The sequence below is a fragment of the Rhodopseudomonas palustris genome, assembly GCF_003226555.1.
Lineage (GTDB): Bacteria > Pseudomonadota > Alphaproteobacteria > Rhizobiales > Xanthobacteraceae > Rhodopseudomonas > Rhodopseudomonas palustris_I.
The window spans coordinates 450,313-468,894 of the sequence record NZ_QKQS01000013.1 but is presented as its reverse complement, the minus strand read 5'-3'; the positions used below and the strand labels follow the sequence as shown (position 1 = coordinate 468,894).

At 63.5% G+C, this 18,582-nt stretch carries 21 protein-coding genes and 1 tRNA gene; 13 read left to right on the top strand and 9 right to left on the bottom strand.

Annotation, left to right across the window (positions count from 1 at the left end; genetic code table 11):
• Positions 1–29: 29 nt before the first annotated feature.
• Positions 30–2,663, bottom strand: coding sequence for an EAL domain-containing protein (locus tag DNX69_RS09910; RefSeq protein WP_425327301.1), 2,634 nt, complete (start codon positions 2,661–2,663; stop codon positions 30–32).
• A 263-nt stretch (positions 2,664–2,926) separates the two neighbouring features.
• Positions 2,927–3,664: a lipoyl(octanoyl) transferase LipB gene (gene lipB / locus DNX69_RS09905; RefSeq protein ID WP_110785812.1), complete on the bottom strand. Its 738-nt coding sequence runs from the start codon at positions 3,662–3,664 to the stop codon at positions 2,927–2,929.
• A gap of 66 nt (positions 3,665–3,730) precedes the next feature.
• Here lipB and DNX69_RS09900 point away from each other — a divergent pair, with 66 nt between their 5' ends.
• The 4 genes from DNX69_RS09900 to DNX69_RS09890 all read left to right on the top strand — a co-directional run bounded on the left by DNX69_RS09900 (position 3,731) and on the right by DNX69_RS09890 (position 5,949).
• On the top strand, positions 3,731–3,973 hold the full coding sequence (locus tag DNX69_RS09900) for a FliM/FliN family flagellar motor switch protein (RefSeq protein WP_011158713.1): 243 nt from the start codon (positions 3,731–3,733) through the stop codon (positions 3,971–3,973).
• Between the two features lie 79 nt (positions 3,974–4,052).
• Positions 4,053–4,137: transfer RNA gene (locus DNX69_RS09895), tRNA-Leu, on the top strand.
• Between the two features lie 199 nt (positions 4,138–4,336).
• Positions 4,337–4,762, top strand: a complete 426-nt coding sequence (locus tag DNX69_RS26090; protein WP_133255996.1) for a hypothetical protein — start codon at positions 4,337–4,339, stop codon at positions 4,760–4,762.
• A complete protein-coding gene (locus DNX69_RS09890) occupies positions 4,762–5,949 on the top strand; it encodes a hypothetical protein (protein WP_133255995.1) in 1,188 nt (395 codons plus the stop codon). Before DNX69_RS26090 ends, DNX69_RS09890 begins: the two co-directional genes overlap by 1 nt.
• A 15-nt stretch (positions 5,950–5,964) precedes the next feature.
• Here the strand turns inward: DNX69_RS09890 and DNX69_RS26085 are convergent, their stop codons facing one another.
• The 5 genes from DNX69_RS26085 to DNX69_RS09870 form a co-directional block, all read right to left on the bottom strand.
• Positions 5,965–6,261, bottom strand: coding sequence for a hypothetical protein (locus DNX69_RS26085; RefSeq protein WP_133255994.1), 297 nt, complete (start codon positions 6,259–6,261; stop codon positions 5,965–5,967).
• 44 nt (positions 6,262–6,305) lie between these two features.
• Positions 6,306–6,767: an RES family NAD+ phosphorylase gene (locus DNX69_RS09885; protein WP_110785810.1), complete on the bottom strand. Its 462-nt coding sequence runs from the start codon at positions 6,765–6,767 to the stop codon at positions 6,306–6,308.
• Positions 6,767–7,198 (bottom strand): antitoxin Xre/MbcA/ParS toxin-binding domain-containing protein, encoded by a 432-nt coding sequence (locus DNX69_RS09880; protein ID WP_110785809.1) that lies wholly within the window; start codon positions 7,196–7,198, stop codon positions 6,767–6,769. The genes DNX69_RS09885 and DNX69_RS09880 overlap by 1 nt, the downstream gene beginning before the upstream one ends.
• A gap of 88 nt (positions 7,199–7,286) precedes the next feature.
• Entirely contained in the window at positions 7,287–8,606 is a 1,320-nt protein-coding gene (locus DNX69_RS09875; protein ID WP_110785808.1) for a polysaccharide deacetylase family protein, read from the bottom strand.
• 133 nt (positions 8,607–8,739) lie between these two features.
• The gene (locus DNX69_RS09870; RefSeq protein WP_110785807.1) at positions 8,740–9,543 is read right to left on the bottom strand and encodes a polysaccharide deacetylase family protein; all 804 of its coding nucleotides are present in this window, start codon (positions 9,541–9,543) and stop codon (positions 8,740–8,742) included.
• 162 nt (positions 9,544–9,705) lie between these two features.
• On the opposite strand from DNX69_RS09870, the gene mgtE reads away from it, so the two are divergent.
• The 3 genes from mgtE (at position 9,706) to DNX69_RS09855 (ending at position 13,062) form a co-directional block, all read left to right on the top strand.
• The gene (mgtE, locus tag DNX69_RS09865; RefSeq protein ID WP_110785806.1) at positions 9,706–11,127 is read left to right on the top strand and encodes a magnesium transporter; all 1,422 of its coding nucleotides are present in this window, start codon (positions 9,706–9,708) and stop codon (positions 11,125–11,127) included.
• Between the two features lie 231 nt (positions 11,128–11,358).
• A complete protein-coding gene (locus DNX69_RS09860) occupies positions 11,359–12,192 on the top strand; it encodes an aldo/keto reductase (RefSeq protein WP_110785805.1) in 834 nt (277 codons plus the stop codon).
• Positions 12,193–12,267: 75 nt separating this feature from the next.
• The gene (locus DNX69_RS09855) at positions 12,268–13,062 is read left to right on the top strand and encodes a YdcF family protein (protein ID WP_110785804.1); all 795 of its coding nucleotides are present in this window, start codon (positions 12,268–12,270) and stop codon (positions 13,060–13,062) included.
• An 8-nt stretch (positions 13,063–13,070) separates the two neighbouring features.
• Here the strand turns inward: DNX69_RS09855 and DNX69_RS09850 are convergent, their stop codons facing one another.
• The gene (locus DNX69_RS09850) at positions 13,071–13,355 is read right to left on the bottom strand and encodes a DUF3253 domain-containing protein (protein ID WP_110785803.1); all 285 of its coding nucleotides are present in this window, start codon (positions 13,353–13,355) and stop codon (positions 13,071–13,073) included.
• Between the two features lie 116 nt (positions 13,356–13,471).
• Here DNX69_RS09850 and DNX69_RS09845 point away from each other — a divergent pair, with 116 nt between their 5' ends.
• From DNX69_RS09845 to DNX69_RS09830, 4 genes are all read left to right on the top strand, one after another.
• Positions 13,472–14,128 carry a glutathione S-transferase family protein gene (locus tag DNX69_RS09845; RefSeq protein ID WP_110786058.1) on the top strand — a complete coding sequence of 219 codons (657 nt, stop codon included), beginning with the start codon at positions 13,472–13,474 and terminating at the stop codon, positions 14,126–14,128.
• Between the two features lie 211 nt (positions 14,129–14,339).
• Positions 14,340–14,531: a hypothetical protein gene (locus tag DNX69_RS09840; RefSeq protein WP_011158703.1), complete on the top strand. Its 192-nt coding sequence runs from the start codon at positions 14,340–14,342 to the stop codon at positions 14,529–14,531.
• A gap of 171 nt (positions 14,532–14,702) precedes the next feature.
• A complete protein-coding gene (locus DNX69_RS09835) occupies positions 14,703–15,740 on the top strand; it encodes a hypothetical protein (protein ID WP_110785802.1) in 1,038 nt (345 codons plus the stop codon).
• 36 nt (positions 15,741–15,776) lie between these two features.
• On the top strand, positions 15,777–16,196 hold the full coding sequence (locus DNX69_RS09830) for a DUF1489 family protein (protein WP_110785801.1): 420 nt from the start codon (positions 15,777–15,779) through the stop codon (positions 16,194–16,196).
• 35 nt (positions 16,197–16,231) lie between these two features.
• On the opposite strand, the gene panC is transcribed toward DNX69_RS09830, so the two are convergent.
• Complete coding sequence (gene panC / locus DNX69_RS09825; protein WP_110785800.1) at positions 16,232–17,083, bottom strand: pantoate--beta-alanine ligase; 852 nt, start codon at positions 17,081–17,083, stop codon at positions 16,232–16,234.
• Between the two features lie 273 nt (positions 17,084–17,356).
• Here panC and DNX69_RS09820 point away from each other — a divergent pair, with 273 nt between their 5' ends.
• Both DNX69_RS09820 and DNX69_RS09815 read left to right on the top strand, forming a co-directional pair.
• Entirely contained in the window at positions 17,357–17,542 is a 186-nt protein-coding gene (locus tag DNX69_RS09820) for a hypothetical protein (protein WP_110785799.1), read from the top strand.
• 133 nt (positions 17,543–17,675) lie between these two features.
• Positions 17,676–18,503, top strand: a complete 828-nt coding sequence (locus tag DNX69_RS09815) for an alpha/beta fold hydrolase (protein WP_110786057.1) — start codon at positions 17,676–17,678, stop codon at positions 18,501–18,503.
• Positions 18,504–18,582: the final 79 nt, after the last annotated feature.

The window sequence follows — 18,582 nt, the reverse complement described above, 5'->3', positions numbered from 1 at the left end:
CGCAGCGACGAGGCCGCCCTGGGCCCTGGTCAGGGTGGTGAGGGACGCCGTCCCCCGGTGATACGGGACGGCGCATGGCTGTCCTCTGCGGCGATGCCGATCAGCTCGATCATGGTGCCGGCGCGGGCGGCACCGTAGCCGAGCAGCCATTGCTCGAATGCGTCGGGCGCCAGTGCGGGCGCATACAGGAAGCCCTGGACGACGTCGCAGCCGAGCTCGCTCAAGAGCTGGAATTGAGCTTTCGTCTCGACGCCTTCGGCGACGACGCTGAGAGAGAGGCTCTGGCCGACCCGCACCACGGTGGTGACGACGGCGCGGGCGGTGGGGCTGGTCTCGAGTTCGCTCATGAAGCCGCGATCGATCTTCAACTCGCGGATCGGCAGTTGCGCCAGGCGGTTGAGATTGGAATAGCCGGTGCCGAAATCGTCGAGCGACAACCCGACCCCTATCCGGCGCAGCGCCACCATCGTGTCATGCGCCACCGACCGGTTGTCTTGGGCAACGCCTTCGGTGACCTCGAGCATCAGCGCTTGAGGTGGAAGGCGATAGCTGGCGAGTGCTTCGGCGACCAGCGTCGGCAGCCCGGCATTCTCGAAGTTGATCGGTGACAGATTGACCGCAACGCAGGGGATGTCCAGGCCCTGGTCGTGCCACAGCCGCATCTGCCGGCAGGCCTCGCGGATCGACCAGCACGCAATCTGATCGATCAGGCCGCATTCTTCGGCGAGCGGAATGAACTTCGTCGGCGGCACGACCCCCAGCACCGGATCGTGCCAGCGCGCCATCGCTTCGACGCCGTGCAGCGCGCCGTCAATAGTGCGAATCTGCGGCTGGTAGTGCAGATCGAGACCTTCATTGGCGAGGGCGGCACGCAGCGCCGCGGCATAGGCCATTCGCTGCTCGGTCGCGCCGTGCATGTCGCAGTTGAACAGCCGATAGGTCGAGCGCCCCGACCGCTTGGCGCGATACATCGCCGTGTCGGCCTGATTGATCAGTGTGTCGATATCGGAGGCGTTGTCGGGATACAGGCTGACGCCGACGCTGGACGACATCGGCACTTGAGTGTTGCAGAGCACGAACGGGCGCATCAGCGCCTCGGTGATCCGGGCCACGATCGGTTCGACCTCGGCGGGCTCGCGGTTCGGCAGCACGACGACGAATTCGTCGCCGCCGAGTCGTCCCACGACATCGCCGGGCAGCACCTGATCGCGCAGCCTGCGCGCGAATTCGATCAGGAATTCGTCGCCGGCGGCATGGCCGAGCGTGTCGTTGATGTCCTTGAAATTGTCGACATCCAGAAACGCTAGCGCGATTGTTCGTCCATGCGGGCAGACGGAGATCGCCGCTGCGATCAGATCGCGTAGCCGCGAACGATTCGGCAGTCCCGTCAGCATGTCGAAATACGCAAGCCGTGCGATCTGAGCGCGCGCCTCCATCCGCTCGATCGCGAGGGCGCCGAGGTGAAGACAGGCGTCGACGATTCGGTGATGCCAGCGGCTCGGCGGCCGCGATGCGCGGAAGTAGAACGCGAAGGTGCCGATCACGCGGCCATCCTTGGCCTTGATTGGTGACGACCAGCAGGCGCGCAGCCCGACTTCGAGTGGTCGCTTCTTGAACGGTTGCCAGCGCGGATCGGTTTCGATGTCGAGCGCCAGCACTGGTTCGCCGAAATACGCCGAGGCGCCGCACGAGCCGACCTGCGGGCCGATCGACACGCCGTCGAGCGCGCGCGAGTAATCATCGGGAAGGCTCGGCCCGCCGAGCGGATGCAGCAGTCCCTGCGCGTCGACATGCAGGAGCGAGGACACGACGTCCGGGGCGATCTTCTCGACGAAACGGCACATCCGGTCGGCGGCGTCGGTGATCGGGATCTCGTCGGCGAGGGCGCTCAGCGTCACTTGCTGCAGCATGCGCAGCTGGCGGATCTCCGAGATGTCGGTCAGCAGCGCAAAGACCTGGGTTATCCGGCCTTGGGCGTTACGCAGCGCTTTGACGTCTGCGGAGATCCAGATCTCTTCGCCGTTCTTGTCGTAGACGAGGATCTCTTCTTCGCCGCCCTCAGTATAGGCGATCCATCGCTTCAGGCTGGCGATCGTGCGGCGATTGGTGTGGCGGCCGGCGAGCAGGTCGATGACGTTGCGACCTTTGGCGGCCTTGGCGCTGTAGCCGAACAGGCCTGCAAAGGCTGCGTTGGTGTAGAGCAGCTTCAAATCTGGATCGGTGACCAGCACGGCGCGCGTAGTACGGTCCGCGACGGAAGTGAGAAGTTCGATTCCCTTGCGGCGCTCGAGCTCGGACGTAACGTCACGCGCCGTGACCAACACGTAGTTGCGACCGCCGATGATGATCGTCGATCGCGTCAATTCGGCGGTAATGTGTCGGTCGTCGGGGCGCGCAATGTCGATCTGAGCGGTGAGCTCGGGTGCAGACTGGCCGAGTGCGGAGCTGGGAGGCGGCTCCGATGTGATCGCATCGATGCCGAGGCGATCTGCGGAGTTTCCGACGACGTCTGCGCGCGAAAGTCCCCATAGTCGCTCGGCCGCTTGGTTGAAGAAGCAAACGCGGCCATGGTCATCGATGATAACGGCAGCATCCCTCGTCTGCTCCAGCGCAGCGCGCCACAGCGACGGATCGTCGAGAGAGCTGATGTGTCGTCGTATCATCAAGGTCGGATACTTTGGGAACTACGAGGTCGCTTCGGCGCAGCAGCGACGGCCTCGGCGGATCTATCCACCTTAACGTGACGAAAGCGTTGTCGGTGCAGCGTGGACGGAGGCGAGCGGTTTCATCCTTAGAAATCCGTTGCCGGAACCTGTGACGCTCCCGCGGTCGACCTGCTTAGTCTCGAGGACAGCCGCCTGGATAGGACGGATCGGCGCCCGAGGATTGGCTCGGGCGGGACTGAAAGGGCACCGTTGGAGCCAGATCAGGCGATTGCAGGCGTCGAGGCGCGGGTTTCGCCGAAGATGTTTTCGAACGCGGCGCGCATTGCCACGTCGACATCGGTCATCACCGCCGGTCGCCCGAGGTCGATCAGGCTGGTGACGCCATAGCGCGGATCGCTGATCCCGCAGGGCACGATCGCCTTGAAATGCGACAGATCGGGTTCGACGTTGATGGCGATGCCGTGCAGCGACACCCAGCGCTTCAGCCGGACGCCGATCGCCGCGATCTTGTCCTCGTAGCCGTCGCCCTTCTCAGGGCGGCGGACCCAGACGCCGACTCGATCCTCCCGCCGCTCGCCGCGGACGTTGAAGGCGTCGAGGGTGGCGATGATCCATTGTTCGAGCGCTGCCACATAGGCGCGCACGTCCGGACGCCGGCGCTTCAGGTCGAGCATCACATAGGCGACCCGCTGGCCGGGGCCGTGATAGGTCAGCTGGCCGCCACGGCCGGTGGTGAACAGCGGGAAGCGCTCTTCCAGCAGGTCGGTGGCGTGACCGCTGGTCCCTGCGGTGTAAAGCGGCGGGTGCTCCAGCAGCCAGACCAGCTCGGGGGCTTCGCCCAAGGCAATTGCGGCCGCGCGGGCTTCCATGGTCGCCACCGCTTCAGGGTAGGCGACCGGCGAATCGGAAATGCGCCATTCGACCGCCGGGAAGCCGTCGGCCGGCTTCAGGGCGGTCCAATCCAGCGTCTGCCGGGGGGAAGTCGGGGCGTTAATCATTGGATAACCATAACGTGGTGTGGTCGACCACGTCCTCGTTCCTCAGGCAAGTCAGTCCGGGTTCCAGTGCCGACACTCGATAAAGTTTCCGTCGATCTGATGGTGGTTCTCGGGACCACCTCGATGCCGATCCACCAAGTGCTGCGGCTGAGCCGCGGCGCCATCATCGAACTGGACGCCACCGAGGCGGACGAGGTCAAGATCCTCGCCAACAACATGCCGATCGCTTCCGGCATGGTTTTGGTGGATCGCAACCGAATTGCGGTCGAGGTCAAACAGATGTTGCCGCGATCCCCAGATCGTAGGTGACCTTGGCCTTGTGGCCTGATCATTGTTTTGTTAAATGGGCGCCGTCGATCCGGTCGGCGATGCCCGACATCGGTCCCAAGCGCTCGTGGCGGAATTGGTAGACGCGCTGCCTTGAGGTGGCAGTGAGTAAAATCGTGGGGGTTCGAGTCCCTCCGAGCGCACCACGAATTAGCTGCTAAGCTATTGAATTGTTCGCGGTTTATCGGCGATGCCTGGCATTATGGTATCACTTTAAGGTTTTTGGCCCGCAAGCTGGCCCACCTTGTGGGCCACAAATTCCCATGCATCAATGCTTCTAATTCTAACGAGAAGTTGCATTTCTCGCCGACTCTCGGATATGGCTCCAGAAAGGCTTGGTGAGTCATGTCTGAAACGTACGTCTATCATCCGGATATTCCGGAGAGCTGCCCCTTAGACGGCGCCGAGCCGGTGGGAACGATCTACCGATCGGTGCAGAGTTTTCCTCCCCTCGCGGCGGATTTCGAATCCGACGTTGAGGCCAACAAGCCGAACGCAAAGCGCGGCAATTGCAAGCACTGGGGGTGCTCCGTCTGGCAGGATCTGCAATCAGTAGAGCACGCACGCAAGGTTTACGACACGTTTCGTACGAGCTACATCGTCGTCGGGGATTTACAGCCTAGTGCCGGCCAAGTGCTACCAACCCCATCGAAGGCTCAGCCTGGCCATGCGACTTTCTGGAAAGTTCACGGACTGGATGTATCTAGTCACTTTCGAAAGTTGCTCGATCCAATTCTTCCTCAGCAGGACGATCCGTTGGGACCCATGTAATGTGGTCAATTAACGAACCCTCACTGCGCCCCTGGACGACAGATCCGATCGTCCCGGATGAAATTCTTTATGAGTTCAATGGTCCGCTCACCTTCACTGCCTCTTTTGGGCCTTTCGATGCATTATTCCATCACATAGGGCGGCGGGAAAATTCGAATTTCTATGCTGTGGTCCAGTCGAATGAGCAGACTGTTGAGGCGTTGCAATCAGGCGCACTGTCGATCCGCGGAGCGTTAAGCTCCCGCACTATATGGATAGTCGACCTGGATCTAGAATTCGCGGTTCAACGCTATTGGATCTGCGATCAGGACGATTTTCCTGAAAAATTGATGCCCGCTAGAAATGTTCCGTTATACGCTTCCATGGAGCAAGCTCCTGATAGTCTGGAGGAGGCGAACGCATACTTCTCGATCGCCTTCAGAGGAGAGAGACTCGCAAACAAGAGTATTCCTTTCAACCTTCTAAAGTCTCTCATTGACGATTCCTACGAAGCAGCTCGGCGCCTTCTAAGTCCCGCGTTTATGGCCGGCGCCAAAAGCGCCACTTTCGATTTTCCGGCTCGGGCAATTCCGGGTAGCCTCATTCTTGCGTTGGATGAACCACGGATCAACGATGCGCTACTTAGAAGAAGAACGGCCGAGTCTCCTTTGAGCGTCGAAGACGCGCAAGCATCGTTTATCGAGCAACGCGACTTGTTTTTCCAAGAGACTGCTGAGCTCGTAGCGAAGGCGAACTCGGGACAACTTTCGGACAGTCTTGCCGAAGAGCGGTTTGCTTTGCTCGACAATCTCCAGCAGATCATCCCATCCGATCAAAATCGGATTGAGAGCGTAGTTTTCTCTGCAAGAGAGGGTGATTCTGTATTGTCTGTCGCAGTGAATGAACGCGCGGGCACGACGATGCATAGAGCCTTCAAGCGGATCGAAAAAAAGGCGGTGACGGACGTCGGCCGAGTTGAAATTGTTAACTCGCCCAGCAAGACGTTTGTCTATCGGTCGTCTCGCGGTAAGCAAGTTACGTGCTACGTTTCCCCCGAAGCATTCCAGACCTTAGAAGAGAGCGGGAAGCTTCAGATCGGCGCGTTGGTTCGGGTCAAGGGACATCTAACAAAAAGACCTCAGAGAGATCAGATGGCAGCTGAAGGGCAGCCCGACATAACCGTACCCCCAAGAACGAGTCGGGGCTAAACAGGCTTGTAAGGCTTACCCAGCTTGTGCGGCATGTGTCGTCTTGAGATCTCGCCCGCTCGCATTCTTCAACTCCGTTGAAACATCGTTGAGTGGGAAAAGAGTAGACCAGTTCGCAGCGCGAACTGGTTCGACGTGGGCCACAAGCTGAGCCATCTCCTGGGCCACAAATACTGTCAACCAATGAAAATAAGCGAGTAAAATAAAGATTTTGTGGATGCGTTCGGTTTGCTGCGAGCGCACCACTTCCGCGCCGGCCTGTGCCGCTCGGCGCAACCCTCCTAAAGAATCTGAAGAAGCGGCGTCGCGCACGAGAACTGCGAGGACGTTGGCATTCGGATGCCGAAGCTCGATCGTCAGAACAGTCGGGGATCGAGGGCAAACGGCTCGATCGCTGCGATTCTGATCCGCCCGGCGTCAGGATGCCTGTGGTTGATCAGAACGTTCAGATCGGGCGATCCGTCGATTGGGACGATCGCGGATGGCACCCGCAGCAGTGGGGCTGTGAGCGAAGCGTGCCACGCATCACCGCGCTGCTGCGTCCAGCTCTCTCGACGTCGCCAATCTGCCGGAAGGGCGGAAAGTAGCACCTCGTCGACGGACAGCTCGTCCGGCGCTTCGTAGCGCACCAACATCAGCTCGGGGAGCAGCAGCGGGTCTTCGACGTGCACCAGCTTCTCCAGCACACAGAGGGCCGGCGATGTCGCGCAGTAGGTGACGGGCCGGCCGACGGTATTCCAGCGGCCATCGAAGAGCAGTCCATAACCGCCGTCGAACGCCCGAGCGTGACGGGCGAGCGACAGTCGCCACAGGCGCATCAGGCTGCTGCGCCCCAAGCGATCTTGCCGAGCACCATCTCGATCAGTCTGGCGCCAGCCTCGGTTTGTGCGACGGTCAGGGGTGGTTCGCCGTTCAGCTCAGCCAGAGGGCGGCGAAGCCACAGGCTGGCCTTGTCCACGCCGCCGAAAGTATCCTCGGCAAGGCTCTGAATGCGCAGCAAGCGGACGGCGCGGTCGGATTCGTCGATCGTAAGCGGCTGATTGCGTTCGGCACGATGTCGGCGGGTTCGCTGCGGGATGACGAACTGCTCGATTTCCTGATCGCTCAGCCCGGCCCGGCTCAGTCCTTGGAGAGCGGCGAGGGGGAGCCGGTTGCGGACCACCATGGCTAAGTCTGCCTGCGACCGAACCGTTGCACCAAGTACTGGCTTGCCGCCGAGCTTATCGGCGACCGTTTCGATGATCGACATCGTGTGACCCACCCATATCGTCGGCAAGATGCCGATAATCTAATGGCAAATTGCCGGGCGGCAAGGGGCTTGGGGGCGGGTACCGGAATCAGTGATTGAGCGGGCGAGGGCGGCTTCCGGCGTCGAGCGGCCCGCGCTGCAGGCCCTCTGGGGCGATGCCGACGCTGCCGGCGATCGGGCGTGCGGCGGCGCCGATATCGATCGACGTCGGCCGGTTGCTCACGTTGCGGACGGGCCGCGGCGCCTGGCGCGCGGCCCGATCTGCCTTCACGGGGACCATGGGCCGGATCATCGGGGCGCTGAGCTCGGGAATCGCGAACAGGCTCGCCGACGGCACCGGCAGGGCGATCAAGTTATCCGTCGATTCGATCGGGGTCTGCCGCGGCCATGGCGAGCGCTGCGGCGACGGGACTTGGCCCCGGGTCAGGCGAGTCGACCGGATCGGTGCGCTACCCGGAAGCAAACGGCCACGGTCGAGACCGATATCCGCCAGCTCAGGGCCGGGCAGCATCTGTGCATTCGCAAATACGAAGTGCGGCACCCTCGGCCAGCGCACGCGCGCCACGGCTTCCGGCGCCGGATGCAGGCGCCACTCCTGCGGCGTGGTCGGCGTCTTCGGCAGGTCCGGCGTCGCCGCGACCACGTGGACGATCTTGTAGCCGCCGGCTTTCAGCGCCTGAAGGATGCGCGGCAGTGCCGTCACCGTGCGCGGCTGGATATCGTGCAGCAACAGGATACCCTTACCCTTGGCTGCCAGCCGGCTCATGGCCAGATGAAACACGGTGTCGGGCGACACATGGCGCCAGTCGTCGGCCGGGAAGTCCGCACTCCAAGTCTGGATTCCCCGCGAGGCGAGATAGCCCTCGACGGCTTCGGCGCGCAGCAGGCCTGGGATGCGGAAGAATGGCGACAGCGCCGCGCGGTCGCCGCCGAGGGCGGCGAGCGTCGAGGCGATGCCTTGGTCGACCTCCTGCTGGGCCTGCTCGACCGTCATCCGATTGAAGCTCAGCGGGTGATTCTGGCTGTGGGTGCCGATGGTGTGGCCAGCGTCGCGCAGCTTGCGCACGCCTTCGGGAAACGTCTTCGCCATCCGCCCGACCACGAAGAACGTCGCCTTGACGCAGTCCTTGGCCAGGATGTCGAGGACCTGATTGCTTTCGCGCGGCAACGGCCCGTCGTCGAAGGTGAGTACCACCTCGTGGTCGCGCAGCGGCAGCGTCTCGGAATATTGCATCGTCCCGATCCGCGGATGTTCGGTCGGATCGACGACCAGCGTGCGGGAGGTCCCGAGCGCATCGGGATTGCCGGGGCAGCCAGCGGCGCGAGCCGGATCGAGAGGGAGAGCCAGCGCGGCAGCGACACAGGCCGCGCCGAACAACGAGGAGATCCGCAACGAACGTTCAATCAACAGTGCACCGCCTTCACGCGACCGACAGCACGGATCACGACGTTCGGCCCATTCAGCCAAACTAGATTCAACGTCGTGAACGGCCGCTTAACCGTTCAAGGTTCCATGGCATTTATGGGACCGCAGGACCGGTTCAGCGTGCAGTGCGGCTATGCGTATCCGACGCGACGGCGCGCCCAGGGGTGCCAGCCGGGACGACATGCACCACCCGGTAATGGTTTTCGCGCAGCCAGCGCAGGAATGCCGAAATCATCTCGGCAGTCTGCTTGCGGGGATCGTGGAACAGGATGATGCCGCGGCCGGCAACGGTGAGGCGCTCGGTAATCAGCGCGAGTTGTTCATCCGGCGTCATCGGCTTCCAATCGCTGGCCCATAGATCGGCCCCGAACACCGAAATCCCGCGCGCCTGCAGATTGTCCAGCAGGGCCGGGGTGGATTCGAAATACGGGAAGCGGAAGAAGCGCGTTGTCGGCACCGGGATGCCCTTGGCGCGCATTACGGCTTCATCGGCGGCGATCCCGCGGTCGATCTCGGTCAATGCGTCGGCATAGCTGAGCGCCGCCAGATGCTGATGGGTGTAGGTGTGGTGACCGATGGTGTGACCGCCGGCCGCGATCCGCCGCACCATGTCGCCCATGCCGGAAGCCGGCTTGCCCACCAGGAAAAAGGTGGCGTGGACACATTCGTCAGCGAGTGCCTTGAGCACGGCCGGTGTCGTGGCCGCCGGACCGTCGTCGAACGTGAGCACGATTTCGTGGTCGGCGAGCGGCAGCGTCTGCGGAAAGCTCTTCAGGCCGACCCGCGGATAGGTGGCCGCATCGACGGTCAGCACGCGTGACGTGCCGAGCGTGCCCGGACGCGGGCATTCGGTCGCCCGAACCGTCCCACCGAGCGCGGCGAGGGCGACCAATGCAGCAGCGGTGCGCGCGATCATCACGACACCCTCCCGACCAGCGGATTGTTGCAGGGTGTCACGATTATCATTGCGCTTTGCTTCACCGATTGGTTATTGCCACGAGCATTCGAGCCGCCGCTCGAAGGTGCATCTTGCATGACGGCGGCCGACATCTGCAACCAGTAAAACCCGTAGGGGGCCCTCATGACCGATGACGTGGACGCGGTCGTGCGACCCGATTTGGCTACGCTCGACCATGAGGCGATGCGGGACGACCATGGCGATTTGCGGGCCGGGTTCGTGGAGGCGGTGTCGCAAGCGATCGCTGCCGAGGACGCGGTCTGGCTGCGCGGGCTGGTATCGGAACTGCACGAGGCCGACCTCGGCGATCTGATCGAGGCGCTGGAATCCGACGAGCGCGTCCGGCTGGTGGAGCTGACCGGGGCGGATTTCGACTTCTCGGCGCTCAATGAGGTCGACGAGACCGTCCGCGAGGAGATCCTTGAAGAGCTCAAACCGGAAACGGTCGCCGAGGGCGTTCGCGAACTCGATTCCGACGACGCGGTCGAACTGCTGCAGGTGCTCGACGAGGAGGATCAGGAGGAGATCCTCGACAAGCTGCCGCCGTCGGAACGCGACGCGCTCGAACGCAGCCTGGACTATCCGGAGAACTCCGCCGGGCGGCGGATGCAGACGGACTTCATCGCGGTGCCGCGCGACTGGACGGTTGGCGAAGCGATCGATTTCATGCGCGAGACGGCGGAACTGCCGGAGCGGTTCTACGAGATCTACGTCGTCGATGGGGTCAACCACTGGCAGGGGGCGGTGTCGCTCGACCGGCTGCTGCGGTCGCACCGCAATGTGCCGCTGACCGATCTGGTCGACGAGGATCGCCGCAAGGTGTCCGTGGACGACGACCAGGAGGAAGTGGCGCGGCTGTTCGGCAAGTACAACCTCGTCGCCGCGCCGGTGGTCGACAGCCAGAACCGGCTGGTCGGCGTGATCACCATCGACGACGTCGTCGACGTGATCGAGGAAGAGGCCGACGAAGACCTCAAGGCGCTGGGCGGCGTCACCAGTGACGAAGAACTGTCCGATCGGGTGTGGACGATCGCGCGCGGCCGGTTCAACTGGCTGCTGGTCAATCTGGCCACCGCGTTCCTCGCGTCCTCAGTGCTGGGGCTGTTCGAGGATCAGTTGCAGCAGATGGTGGCGCTGGCGGTGCTGGCGCCGATCGTCGCCAGCCAGGGCGGAAATGCCGCGACCCAGACCATGACGGTGGCGGTGCGGGCGCTTGCCACTCGCGAGCTCGGCCCATGGAACGCGTTCCGGGTGGTGATGCGCGAGGCGCTGGTCGGGCTGGTGAACGGCGTCGCCTTCGCTCTGATCACCGGGATTGCCGCCTACGCCTGGTTCAAGGTGCCCGGCCTCGGCGTCGTGATCGCCCTGGCGATGATCGCGAACCTGATCGCAGGCGCACTCGGTGGCATTTTAATACCAATGGCATTGGAGCGCCTGCGCGCCGATCCGGCGGTGGCCTCAGGCACGTTCGTCACCACCGTGACCGATGTTGTGGGCTTCTTTTCCTTCCTCGGGATCGCGACCCTGTGGTTCGGACTGAAGTAACCGCTGCTCGTCGGCCAGCCGGTCGGCGGTTCCATCGTTCGTGAATAGTGCAGAGGCTGGCTCCGGTCTTGAGCCTCAGGCCAAGCTGATCATCGCCATTTCCGGCCGTCGTGCTCGCTTCAGGCCGGAACAAATTGGTAAGCTCGTTGCGCTGCGACGATTGGCAGCGGAGCGCGATCGGTTCATACTACTAAAGATCAGTCTGCGTGACCGAAATGCGAGACGATCGCCATGGAAACCACCGCAACGCATTTCATCGAAGCCCATGGAGCCAGGATCCCTGCGCTCGGCCTCGGCACCTGGGAACTAAGCGGACACGTTTGTTCGCGTGCGGTCGAGCAGGGACTGAGGCTCGGCTATCGCCATATCGACACCGCACAGATCTACGCGAATGAACGTGACGTCGGTGAGGGCATCCGTAATTCCCATATCCGCCGTGATCAGATCTTCGTCACCACCAAGGTTTGGACGACGCATTTCGCCCCGAACGATCTGATCCGTTCGGCCAAGGAAAGTCTGGTCAAACTGCGGCTGTCCGAGATCGATCTGCTGCTGCTGCACTGGCCGAATTCGCATGTGCCGTTGGCCGAGACGCTCGGTGCGATGGCGCGCGCGCGCGAGCTCGGACTGACGCGGCACATCGGGGTCTCGAACTTCACGGTCGCATTGCTCGCCGAGGCCGTTGCGGCATGTCCTGCGCCGCTGGTGTGCAATCAGGTCGAGTACCATCCGTTTCTTGATCAGCAGAAGGTGTTCGCCGCCTGTCGGTCGCACGGCATGGCGCTGGTCGCCTACAGTCCGATCGCCCGCGGCAACGCCAAGAAAAGCGAAGTGCTGACGAGAATCGGCGCGGCTCACGGCAAGTCGCCGGCCCAGGTCTGTCTGCGCTGGCTGATCCAGCAGAACGTCGCCGCAATCCCGCGCAGTTCGCGGCTGGAGCGACTGGCGCAGAACATCGACATCTTCGACTTCAATCTATCGGAGACGGAGATGCAGGAGATCTTTGCGCTCGGCAGCCCCACGGGACGGCTGACCACCACGGCGACCGCGCCGGCTTGGGACTGAGACGTCTCGCACCGTTGACCCCGCAACCGAAATCCCGCACCTCCCGGAGAGGATCGTCCGCGCGGGTGGTGAGCGATGTTCTTTGTTCTTTCCAAGACCCTCGGCTTCGTTGTTCATCCGTCGAACACGATCGCGCTGATCTGCATGGCGGGCGCGGTTCTGTTGCTGACGCGATGGCGGCGGGCAGGGCGGGTTCTGCTGGTTGCGGGCGTCGTCCTGCTTCTGATCGTCGGCTATTCGCCGCTCGGCAACGTGCTGATGCTATCTCTGTCGGAACGGTTTCCGCCATGGCGGGACACCGGTCGAGCCCCGGACGGGATCATCGTGCTCGGCGGAGCGATCAACTCCGAAGTCAGCGCCGCGCGCGGCACGCTGGAGCTCGATGCGTCGGCCGAACGCGTCTTTGCCGCGCTCGATCTGGCGCGACGTTATCCGCAGGCGCGGATCGTCTACAGCGGAGGCAGCGGCAATCTGATCCAGCGATCGGCCGCCGAAGCCCCGATCGCCGGCGAATTGCTGAAACGCTTCGGCGTCGCCGCCGATCGTGTCGTGCTGGAGGACGAGTCGCGGACCACGGCCGAGAACGCCGCCCACACGCGCGCTCTGGTGGTGCCAAAGCCGGGTGAGCTATGGCTGCTCGTGACTTCGTCGTTCCACATGCCGCGGTCGATGATCGCGTTTCGCGATGCCGGCTTCGACGTCGTTGCTTATCCGGTGGATTGGCGAACGCGCGGGCCCGAAGATAGGACGCTGCCGTTCGCGACGTTGGCGGCAGGGTTGGCGCGCACCGACGTCGCAGTACATGAATGGGCAGGGCTGCTCGCCTATCGGCTCGGCGGCAAGACCACGTCGCTGCTGCCGTCGCCTTAGCGGCGGGGTCAGTCGTGGCGCGGCAGGCCGAGCCGGTAGACGCCGCGGAAGTCGTTCGGATCGGCCGGTTTGCCCTTGCGATAGATCACGAGCCGGCCTTCCAGCGCCAACGCGACTGCGGCGCGGCGGATCGGCATCAACAGGCCGTGCCAATCGCCGTCGGGGCGGAGCTGATGGGCAATCTCCGGCGCGCTGAGCGTGCCGTGCCCGGCCTTGTTCAGCACGGCGAGAATGTCGTCTTCCAGGGGGGAGACGGGCGAAGCGGTGGCGGGTGCCGAATCGTGAGGGGTCATCGCAATGCAGTGCCGCATTGACCTGGACGCCGCAACCTCGACTGATTGACAGCCGTAGCCGCGGTGGATTGATTATCGCGTGAAGCTCGACGGCGGGGATGAAGGAGTTTTCGGCCATGGCGCGGACGTTGGTGATCGGCAACAAGAACTACTCGTCGTGGTCGATGCGGCCCTGGATCGCACTGAAGGCCGCCGGCATTGCGTTCGACGAAGTCGTGATCCCGCTCTACACCGGCGACGCCGACAAACGGCGCATCCTCGCCTTCACGGCCGCCGGCAAGGTGCCTGTGCTGGTCGATGGTGACGTCACCATCTGGGATTCACTGGCGATCATCGAGTACGCTGCCGAGCGCTTTCCCAAAGCCCAGCTGTGGCCCGATGACGTGGCTGCACGGGCTCACGCGCGCTCGGTGTCGGCCGAGATGCATGCGGGCTTCGCTGCGCTCCGGAACGAGTGCGGCATGAACATCCATCGCCCGGTCGGCGCGAAGACGCTCTCGGATGCCGCACGCAACGACATCGCCCGGGTCCAGCAGATCTGGATCGATTGTCGCAACCGGTACGGCCGGTTCGGGCCCTATCTGTTCGGCCGTTTCAGCGCGGCGGATGCGATGTTCGCGCCGGTCGTGCACCGGTTTCGCACCTATGCGGTCGAGGTCGACCCGATTGGCCAGGGCTACATGCAGGTGATGATGGCGCTGCCGGCATTCCAGGAGTGGACTCAGGCGGCGCTTGCCGAAAGCTGGATCATCGACAAGTTCGAGGTCGGCTGAGCCCTTGATCGGGGATTCATTCCCAATCCTTCGAAACGCCTCGTGATTTGCGCCTAGATCGCTGAAAAATCAGCAAAATTGCGGCGCCAGCCATGCGTGAAGCACTGGCCAGTGAAGCCCCTCCTGTGCTATAAGCACGCGGGGCTAGGGGAACCGGTCACACCCGGCCACAAGGGCTGGATCGGTATTCAAATGGCGCAGGAGTTGAGCGTTGAAGCACAAGTTCGTGGTAGGTGAATCCGTCTATTTTACCGCCAGCAATGTTGCCCGTCCGGCAGCCAGCGGCATGTACGAAATCGTCCGGCTGCTCCCGACCGACGGGTCTGATTGTCAGTACCGCATCAAGAATATCTCCGAGGCGTTCGAGCGTGTCGCCAAGGAGAGCCAGCTCAGTGTCTGCTGAGCCGCGCATCGTCTGTCTTCCAAGGATATAAGCCTCTGAGATCATCATCGCTGTCCTGACGCCCTCGGGCCGGGACAGCGATCTCGGGGACGCGTTTCGTCGAGCCTTGCGCCTATTTTGGTCGTAAAGCCGGTGTTGAGTCGCCGGACTGGCGTTCAAGGGACAACGCGCATGGATTGGGCTACTTGGTCGGCGTCGCTCGACCGGATTCTGCATTCACCGAATTTTCCGATGCTGGTTACGGTGGCGGTCGCGGCTTTTGTCGCTTTGCTGCTTCTGATCGCGTTGCTCCGCGCCGATAAGTCGGTGGCTAATGGTGCGCTGGTGATCATTACGCTCGGCGCAATCGGGTTGGCTGGCTATGGTCTGTATCGGACGCCTGGAAGCGCCCTCGGCGGTGCGGCTCCGGTTTCGGCCGATGCGAAGCTGTCGAATGTCAATGCGGTTCCGGCGCTTGCATGCATCGACGACCTCGCCGGTGACATGGTGTTGTCGGCGTGCGAGCGCGTGCTGTTCAGTTCGCCAGACACGGTCGCGGCTGCGGTGTCCTATGCTTCAACCCAATTGGCGCGGCTGACCGCGTTCGGCGATGTCGCCGCCGCGGACAAGCGGATGACCCCGGAGCTGTCTCGGCTGCGCCGCGCTGTCGAGCGCGATCGCTACGGTTTGATCGCGTATGTGCTGGTGGCGCAGGACCATTGTCAGGCCAGCGAATGCGCTGCCTTCCGTTCCCTCACCGACAGCAGCCGGATCGCGGCGAACATGGGGGAGCACCTCTACGAGACCACCTTGACCCGCTACGCCCCGAGCTGGGGTACGCCGGCCGCCGCAGGCGCCGACAGCGCTGCTTCGACGCCGACGCCGCCTTCGCCCGGCCTCGCAGGCGTCACCGAGGCGCCGAGCGGCAAGCCGACCGACATCGACTTTCCGACCTCGGCCTCGATTCCCGCGGTCAGCATCATGGCCCCTGAACCGGGGCAGGGCGCCGCTGCGGCCAAGCCGGCTGCTCCGGCCACCCATAACGGCGCGGCCAACGCCAAGGCCAATCCCTCCGCGACCGCCAAGAGGCCGCCGGCTCCCGCGCATTCGCCCACCACGCACAGCAATGCAGCAGCGCCCGCACCGCCCAAGCGCCCCCCCGCGCCGTCAAAGCCGAAGCCTGCTGCGCCGGTGCAGCTTGCGCCGGAAGCGGTCAATTCGGATAACTGAACGGCGGCATTCGCCGCGTCAGGATGTTCCAAAACGATGGCACTGCATCTCATCAAGCTCGCAGTCGGCTGCGAGTCGGTGAAGGATTTGACCGAGCGCGTTGTGGAGCGCGGCAGGCGGACTGGGCACCACATCCACGTCACCCGCATGGTGCCGAAGCGGGACGCCGAGCTGCTCGACGGCGGCTCGCTGTATTGGGTGATCCGCGGCGAGATCGCGGCGCGCGAGAAGCTGGTTGCGATCGAGCCGTTTCGCGACGGTGAGGGCATCAGCCGCTGCCGGCTGGTGCTGGAGCCGGAGGTGCACCCGGTCAGCCCGCGGCCGATGCGGCCGTTCCAGGGCTGGCGCTATCTCACCGCAGCCGACGCGCCGCTGGATCTCGGCAGAGCTGCCGAGGGGATCGCGGCGATGCCGGAGGCGATGCGCCGGGAGCTGCGCGAGCTTGGGCTGCTGTAGGCACGGCGATCGGCGCCATTGCGCCCCAGTCGGTGTTACACGGCGATGTTGTCGATCAGCCGGGTCTTGCCGAGCTTGGCGGCGACCAGCAGCCGGATCGGACCTTCCTTCGCCGATTTGATCGGTGCCAGTGTCTCGGCGTGGCGGGCTTCCAGATAATCGAGCACGAAGCCAGCTTCGGTAATCAATTTGGCACCGGTTGTGAGCGATGACGCGATGCTCTTGCCGGCCTTGATCCGCTTCGCGACCTCTTTCATCGCCCGGTACAGCGTCGGCGCCACCGCGCGCTCTTCCGCGGACAGATAGACGTTGCGGGACGACATCGCGAGGCCGTCGCGCTCGCGCACGGTCGGCGCGCCGATCACCTTCACGCCCATATCGAGGTCGGCGGCCATCCGCGTCACCACGCGGAGCTGCTGGAAGTCCTTCGAGCCGAAAATCGCGACGTCCGGCCGGCACTGAATGAACAGTTTGCCGACCACCGTGGCGACTCCGCCGAAGAAGTGCGGGCGGAAACGGTCTTCGAGGCCGGCGACGGCGGGGCCTTCGGTCGAGATCTTGGAGGCAAAGCCGTCCGGGTACATCGCCTTGACGTCGGGATTCCAAATCAGGTCGACATCCTCCGCGGCGAGCTTGGACGCATCGGCCTTGAAGGTTCGTGGATAGGAGCCGAAGTCCTCGTGCGGCGCGAACTGAGTGGGATTCACGAACACCGAAACCACGACCTTGTCGGCGCGCCGCTTCGCCAGCCGCACCAGCGACAGGTGTCCGTCGTGCAGCGCCCCCATGGTCGGCACCAGCGCGACGCTGGCGTTGCGCTGGTGCAGCTCGGCGAGCGCGCGGCGAAGGGCAGGGAGAGTGCGGGCGACAACGGGGGGACGGGACATCGAAGGCTCGATCGCGGTCAGCGGAAACAGGCCGCACCAGGCGGCAGCGGGAAGGAATCCGATCTTATCAAGCCCTGCCTCTGACCGCCACCTGGACCGCGGGCCGAGAACTTGGCTTCGGCGCCGCCGCTGAGTCTGATCGCAGCGATCCGGCATGCCGCGGCTTCTCATGGGGCGCGAAGCCGCTGCGTTTGCCGATTTCGAGATCTCGGCCGAGAGGCCGGTCGGGGCTGACCGGGCCCGCCGCAAATCGCCTGCGGCGGCGGCGCCATCGTGTTCGGCGACGAGAAGGGCCTGACGGTGTTGGTCCTGCAGATCGCGATGATGCTCAGCTACCGCGTGCGCGGATCATTGCGTTGGCCGCAATCAGCACGCAGTGAAGCGGCCATTGCCGCGCGGTGTTTCCGGGGATACGTCGAGCGCTTGCAATCGGGCGGGCGAGCTACCGAGCGCCTCTGACGGAGCATTGTGCATTTGCACAATGACGGAGCGGTAATCTGCTAATCTTTGATCTTTCTGTCATATGAGCGTGATTTATAGTCGTGTCGTCGGTTGTCCTGGGCGTGGGCCGCTGATCGACACGGGATGAATGATGACCCGCGGAATCACAGTTCTGCTCGTGCTGTGCGTCGTCTCGGCGGTCGGATACTTGACCGCCTCGAAGTGGGCGATCCGTCACCAGACACTGACGTTCTTCGATGCGTCCAGGCAGCGGCCCGTCGAGATCGCGATCGCGGTACGTCGCGACAAGGAGATGCAGGCCGAAGCCGGACTGACAGAGCTTCCGGTCGCAGTTCTCAATCACGGCAATACCGTGAAATTCACGGAGTACTCGTTTCTCGCCAATCTGTTTGCGGTGCGCGGCTATCTCGCGGTCAGCATCCAGCACGATCTACCAACCGACGCGCCGCTGGTCACCAAGGTCGGCGAGCCTTATGTTGGGCGGCTTCCGGTCTACGAGAAAGGCGTTGCCAATATCGAATTCGCGATTGCGAAGTTGAAGGCCATCGTTCCGAATGCCGACTATCAACATCTGACGATGGTGGGGCATTCCAACGGCGGCGACATCTCGATGTACTACGCGCAGCTCCACCCCGAACGGATCAGACGAGTGGTGACGCTCGACAATCTGCGGGTGCCGTTCATGATCGATGGCAGGTTCAAGACGCTGACGTTCCGCTCGCATGACCCGGTGTTCAAGACCGATCCTGGGGTGATCCCGGCAAAGGACGTCTGTGACAAGGCTGGCATCACCGTGGTCAAGACCGGTTTTCAGCACACCGAGATGAGCGATCGCGGGCCCGATGATGTGAAGAACGCGATCGCGGCCTCGCTCGACCGCTTCCTCGACGATAGCAGTGCCGTGATCAGGCCGAAGCCCGTCCCGCGCGGCGCCAGCGCGGTCGCGTCGGCCAGATAAGGGCCGGCCGCCGCCTGGTGGCCAGCACATTGACGCTTGTTTCCGCCGTCGCCACATAGGTCTCGTAGCGCCAGAGCGA

Excerpts from the sequence above, each read along its gene's own strand:
- DNX69_RS09910 (WP_425327301.1), bottom strand. The coding sequence starts at position 2,663 with ATGATACGACGACACATCAGCTCTCTCGACGATCCGTCGCTGTGGCGC.
- lipB (WP_110785812.1), bottom strand. The coding sequence starts at position 3,664 with ATGATTAACGCCCCGACTTCCCCCCGGCAGACGCTGGATTGGACCGCC.
- DNX69_RS26090 (WP_133255996.1), top strand. The coding sequence starts at position 4,337 with ATGTCTGAAACGTACGTCTATCATCCGGATATTCCGGAGAGCTGCCCC.
- DNX69_RS09890 (WP_133255995.1), top strand. The coding sequence starts at position 4,762 with ATGTGGTCAATTAACGAACCCTCACTGCGCCCCTGGACGACAGATCCG.
- DNX69_RS09885 (WP_110785810.1), bottom strand. The coding sequence starts at position 6,767 with ATGCGCCTGTGGCGACTGTCGCTCGCCCGTCACGCTCGGGCGTTCGAC.
- DNX69_RS09880 (WP_110785809.1), bottom strand. The coding sequence starts at position 7,198 with ATGTCGATCATCGAAACGGTCGCCGATAAGCTCGGCGGCAAGCCAGTA.
- mgtE (WP_110785806.1), top strand. The coding sequence starts at position 9,706 with ATGACCGATGACGTGGACGCGGTCGTGCGACCCGATTTGGCTACGCTC.
- DNX69_RS09860 (WP_110785805.1), top strand. The coding sequence starts at position 11,359 with ATGGAAACCACCGCAACGCATTTCATCGAAGCCCATGGAGCCAGGATC.
- DNX69_RS09855 (WP_110785804.1), top strand. The coding sequence starts at position 12,268 with ATGTTCTTTGTTCTTTCCAAGACCCTCGGCTTCGTTGTTCATCCGTCG.
- DNX69_RS09850 (WP_110785803.1), bottom strand. The coding sequence starts at position 13,355 with ATGACCCCTCACGATTCGGCACCCGCCACCGCTTCGCCCGTCTCCCCC.
- DNX69_RS09845 (WP_110786058.1), top strand. The coding sequence starts at position 13,472 with ATGGCGCGGACGTTGGTGATCGGCAACAAGAACTACTCGTCGTGGTCG.
- DNX69_RS09835 (WP_110785802.1), top strand. The coding sequence starts at position 14,703 with ATGGATTGGGCTACTTGGTCGGCGTCGCTCGACCGGATTCTGCATTCA.
- DNX69_RS09830 (WP_110785801.1), top strand. The coding sequence starts at position 15,777 with ATGGCACTGCATCTCATCAAGCTCGCAGTCGGCTGCGAGTCGGTGAAG.
- panC (WP_110785800.1), bottom strand. The coding sequence starts at position 17,083 with ATGTCCCGTCCCCCCGTTGTCGCCCGCACTCTCCCTGCCCTTCGCCGC.
- DNX69_RS09815 (WP_110786057.1), top strand. The coding sequence starts at position 17,676 with ATGACCCGCGGAATCACAGTTCTGCTCGTGCTGTGCGTCGTCTCGGCG.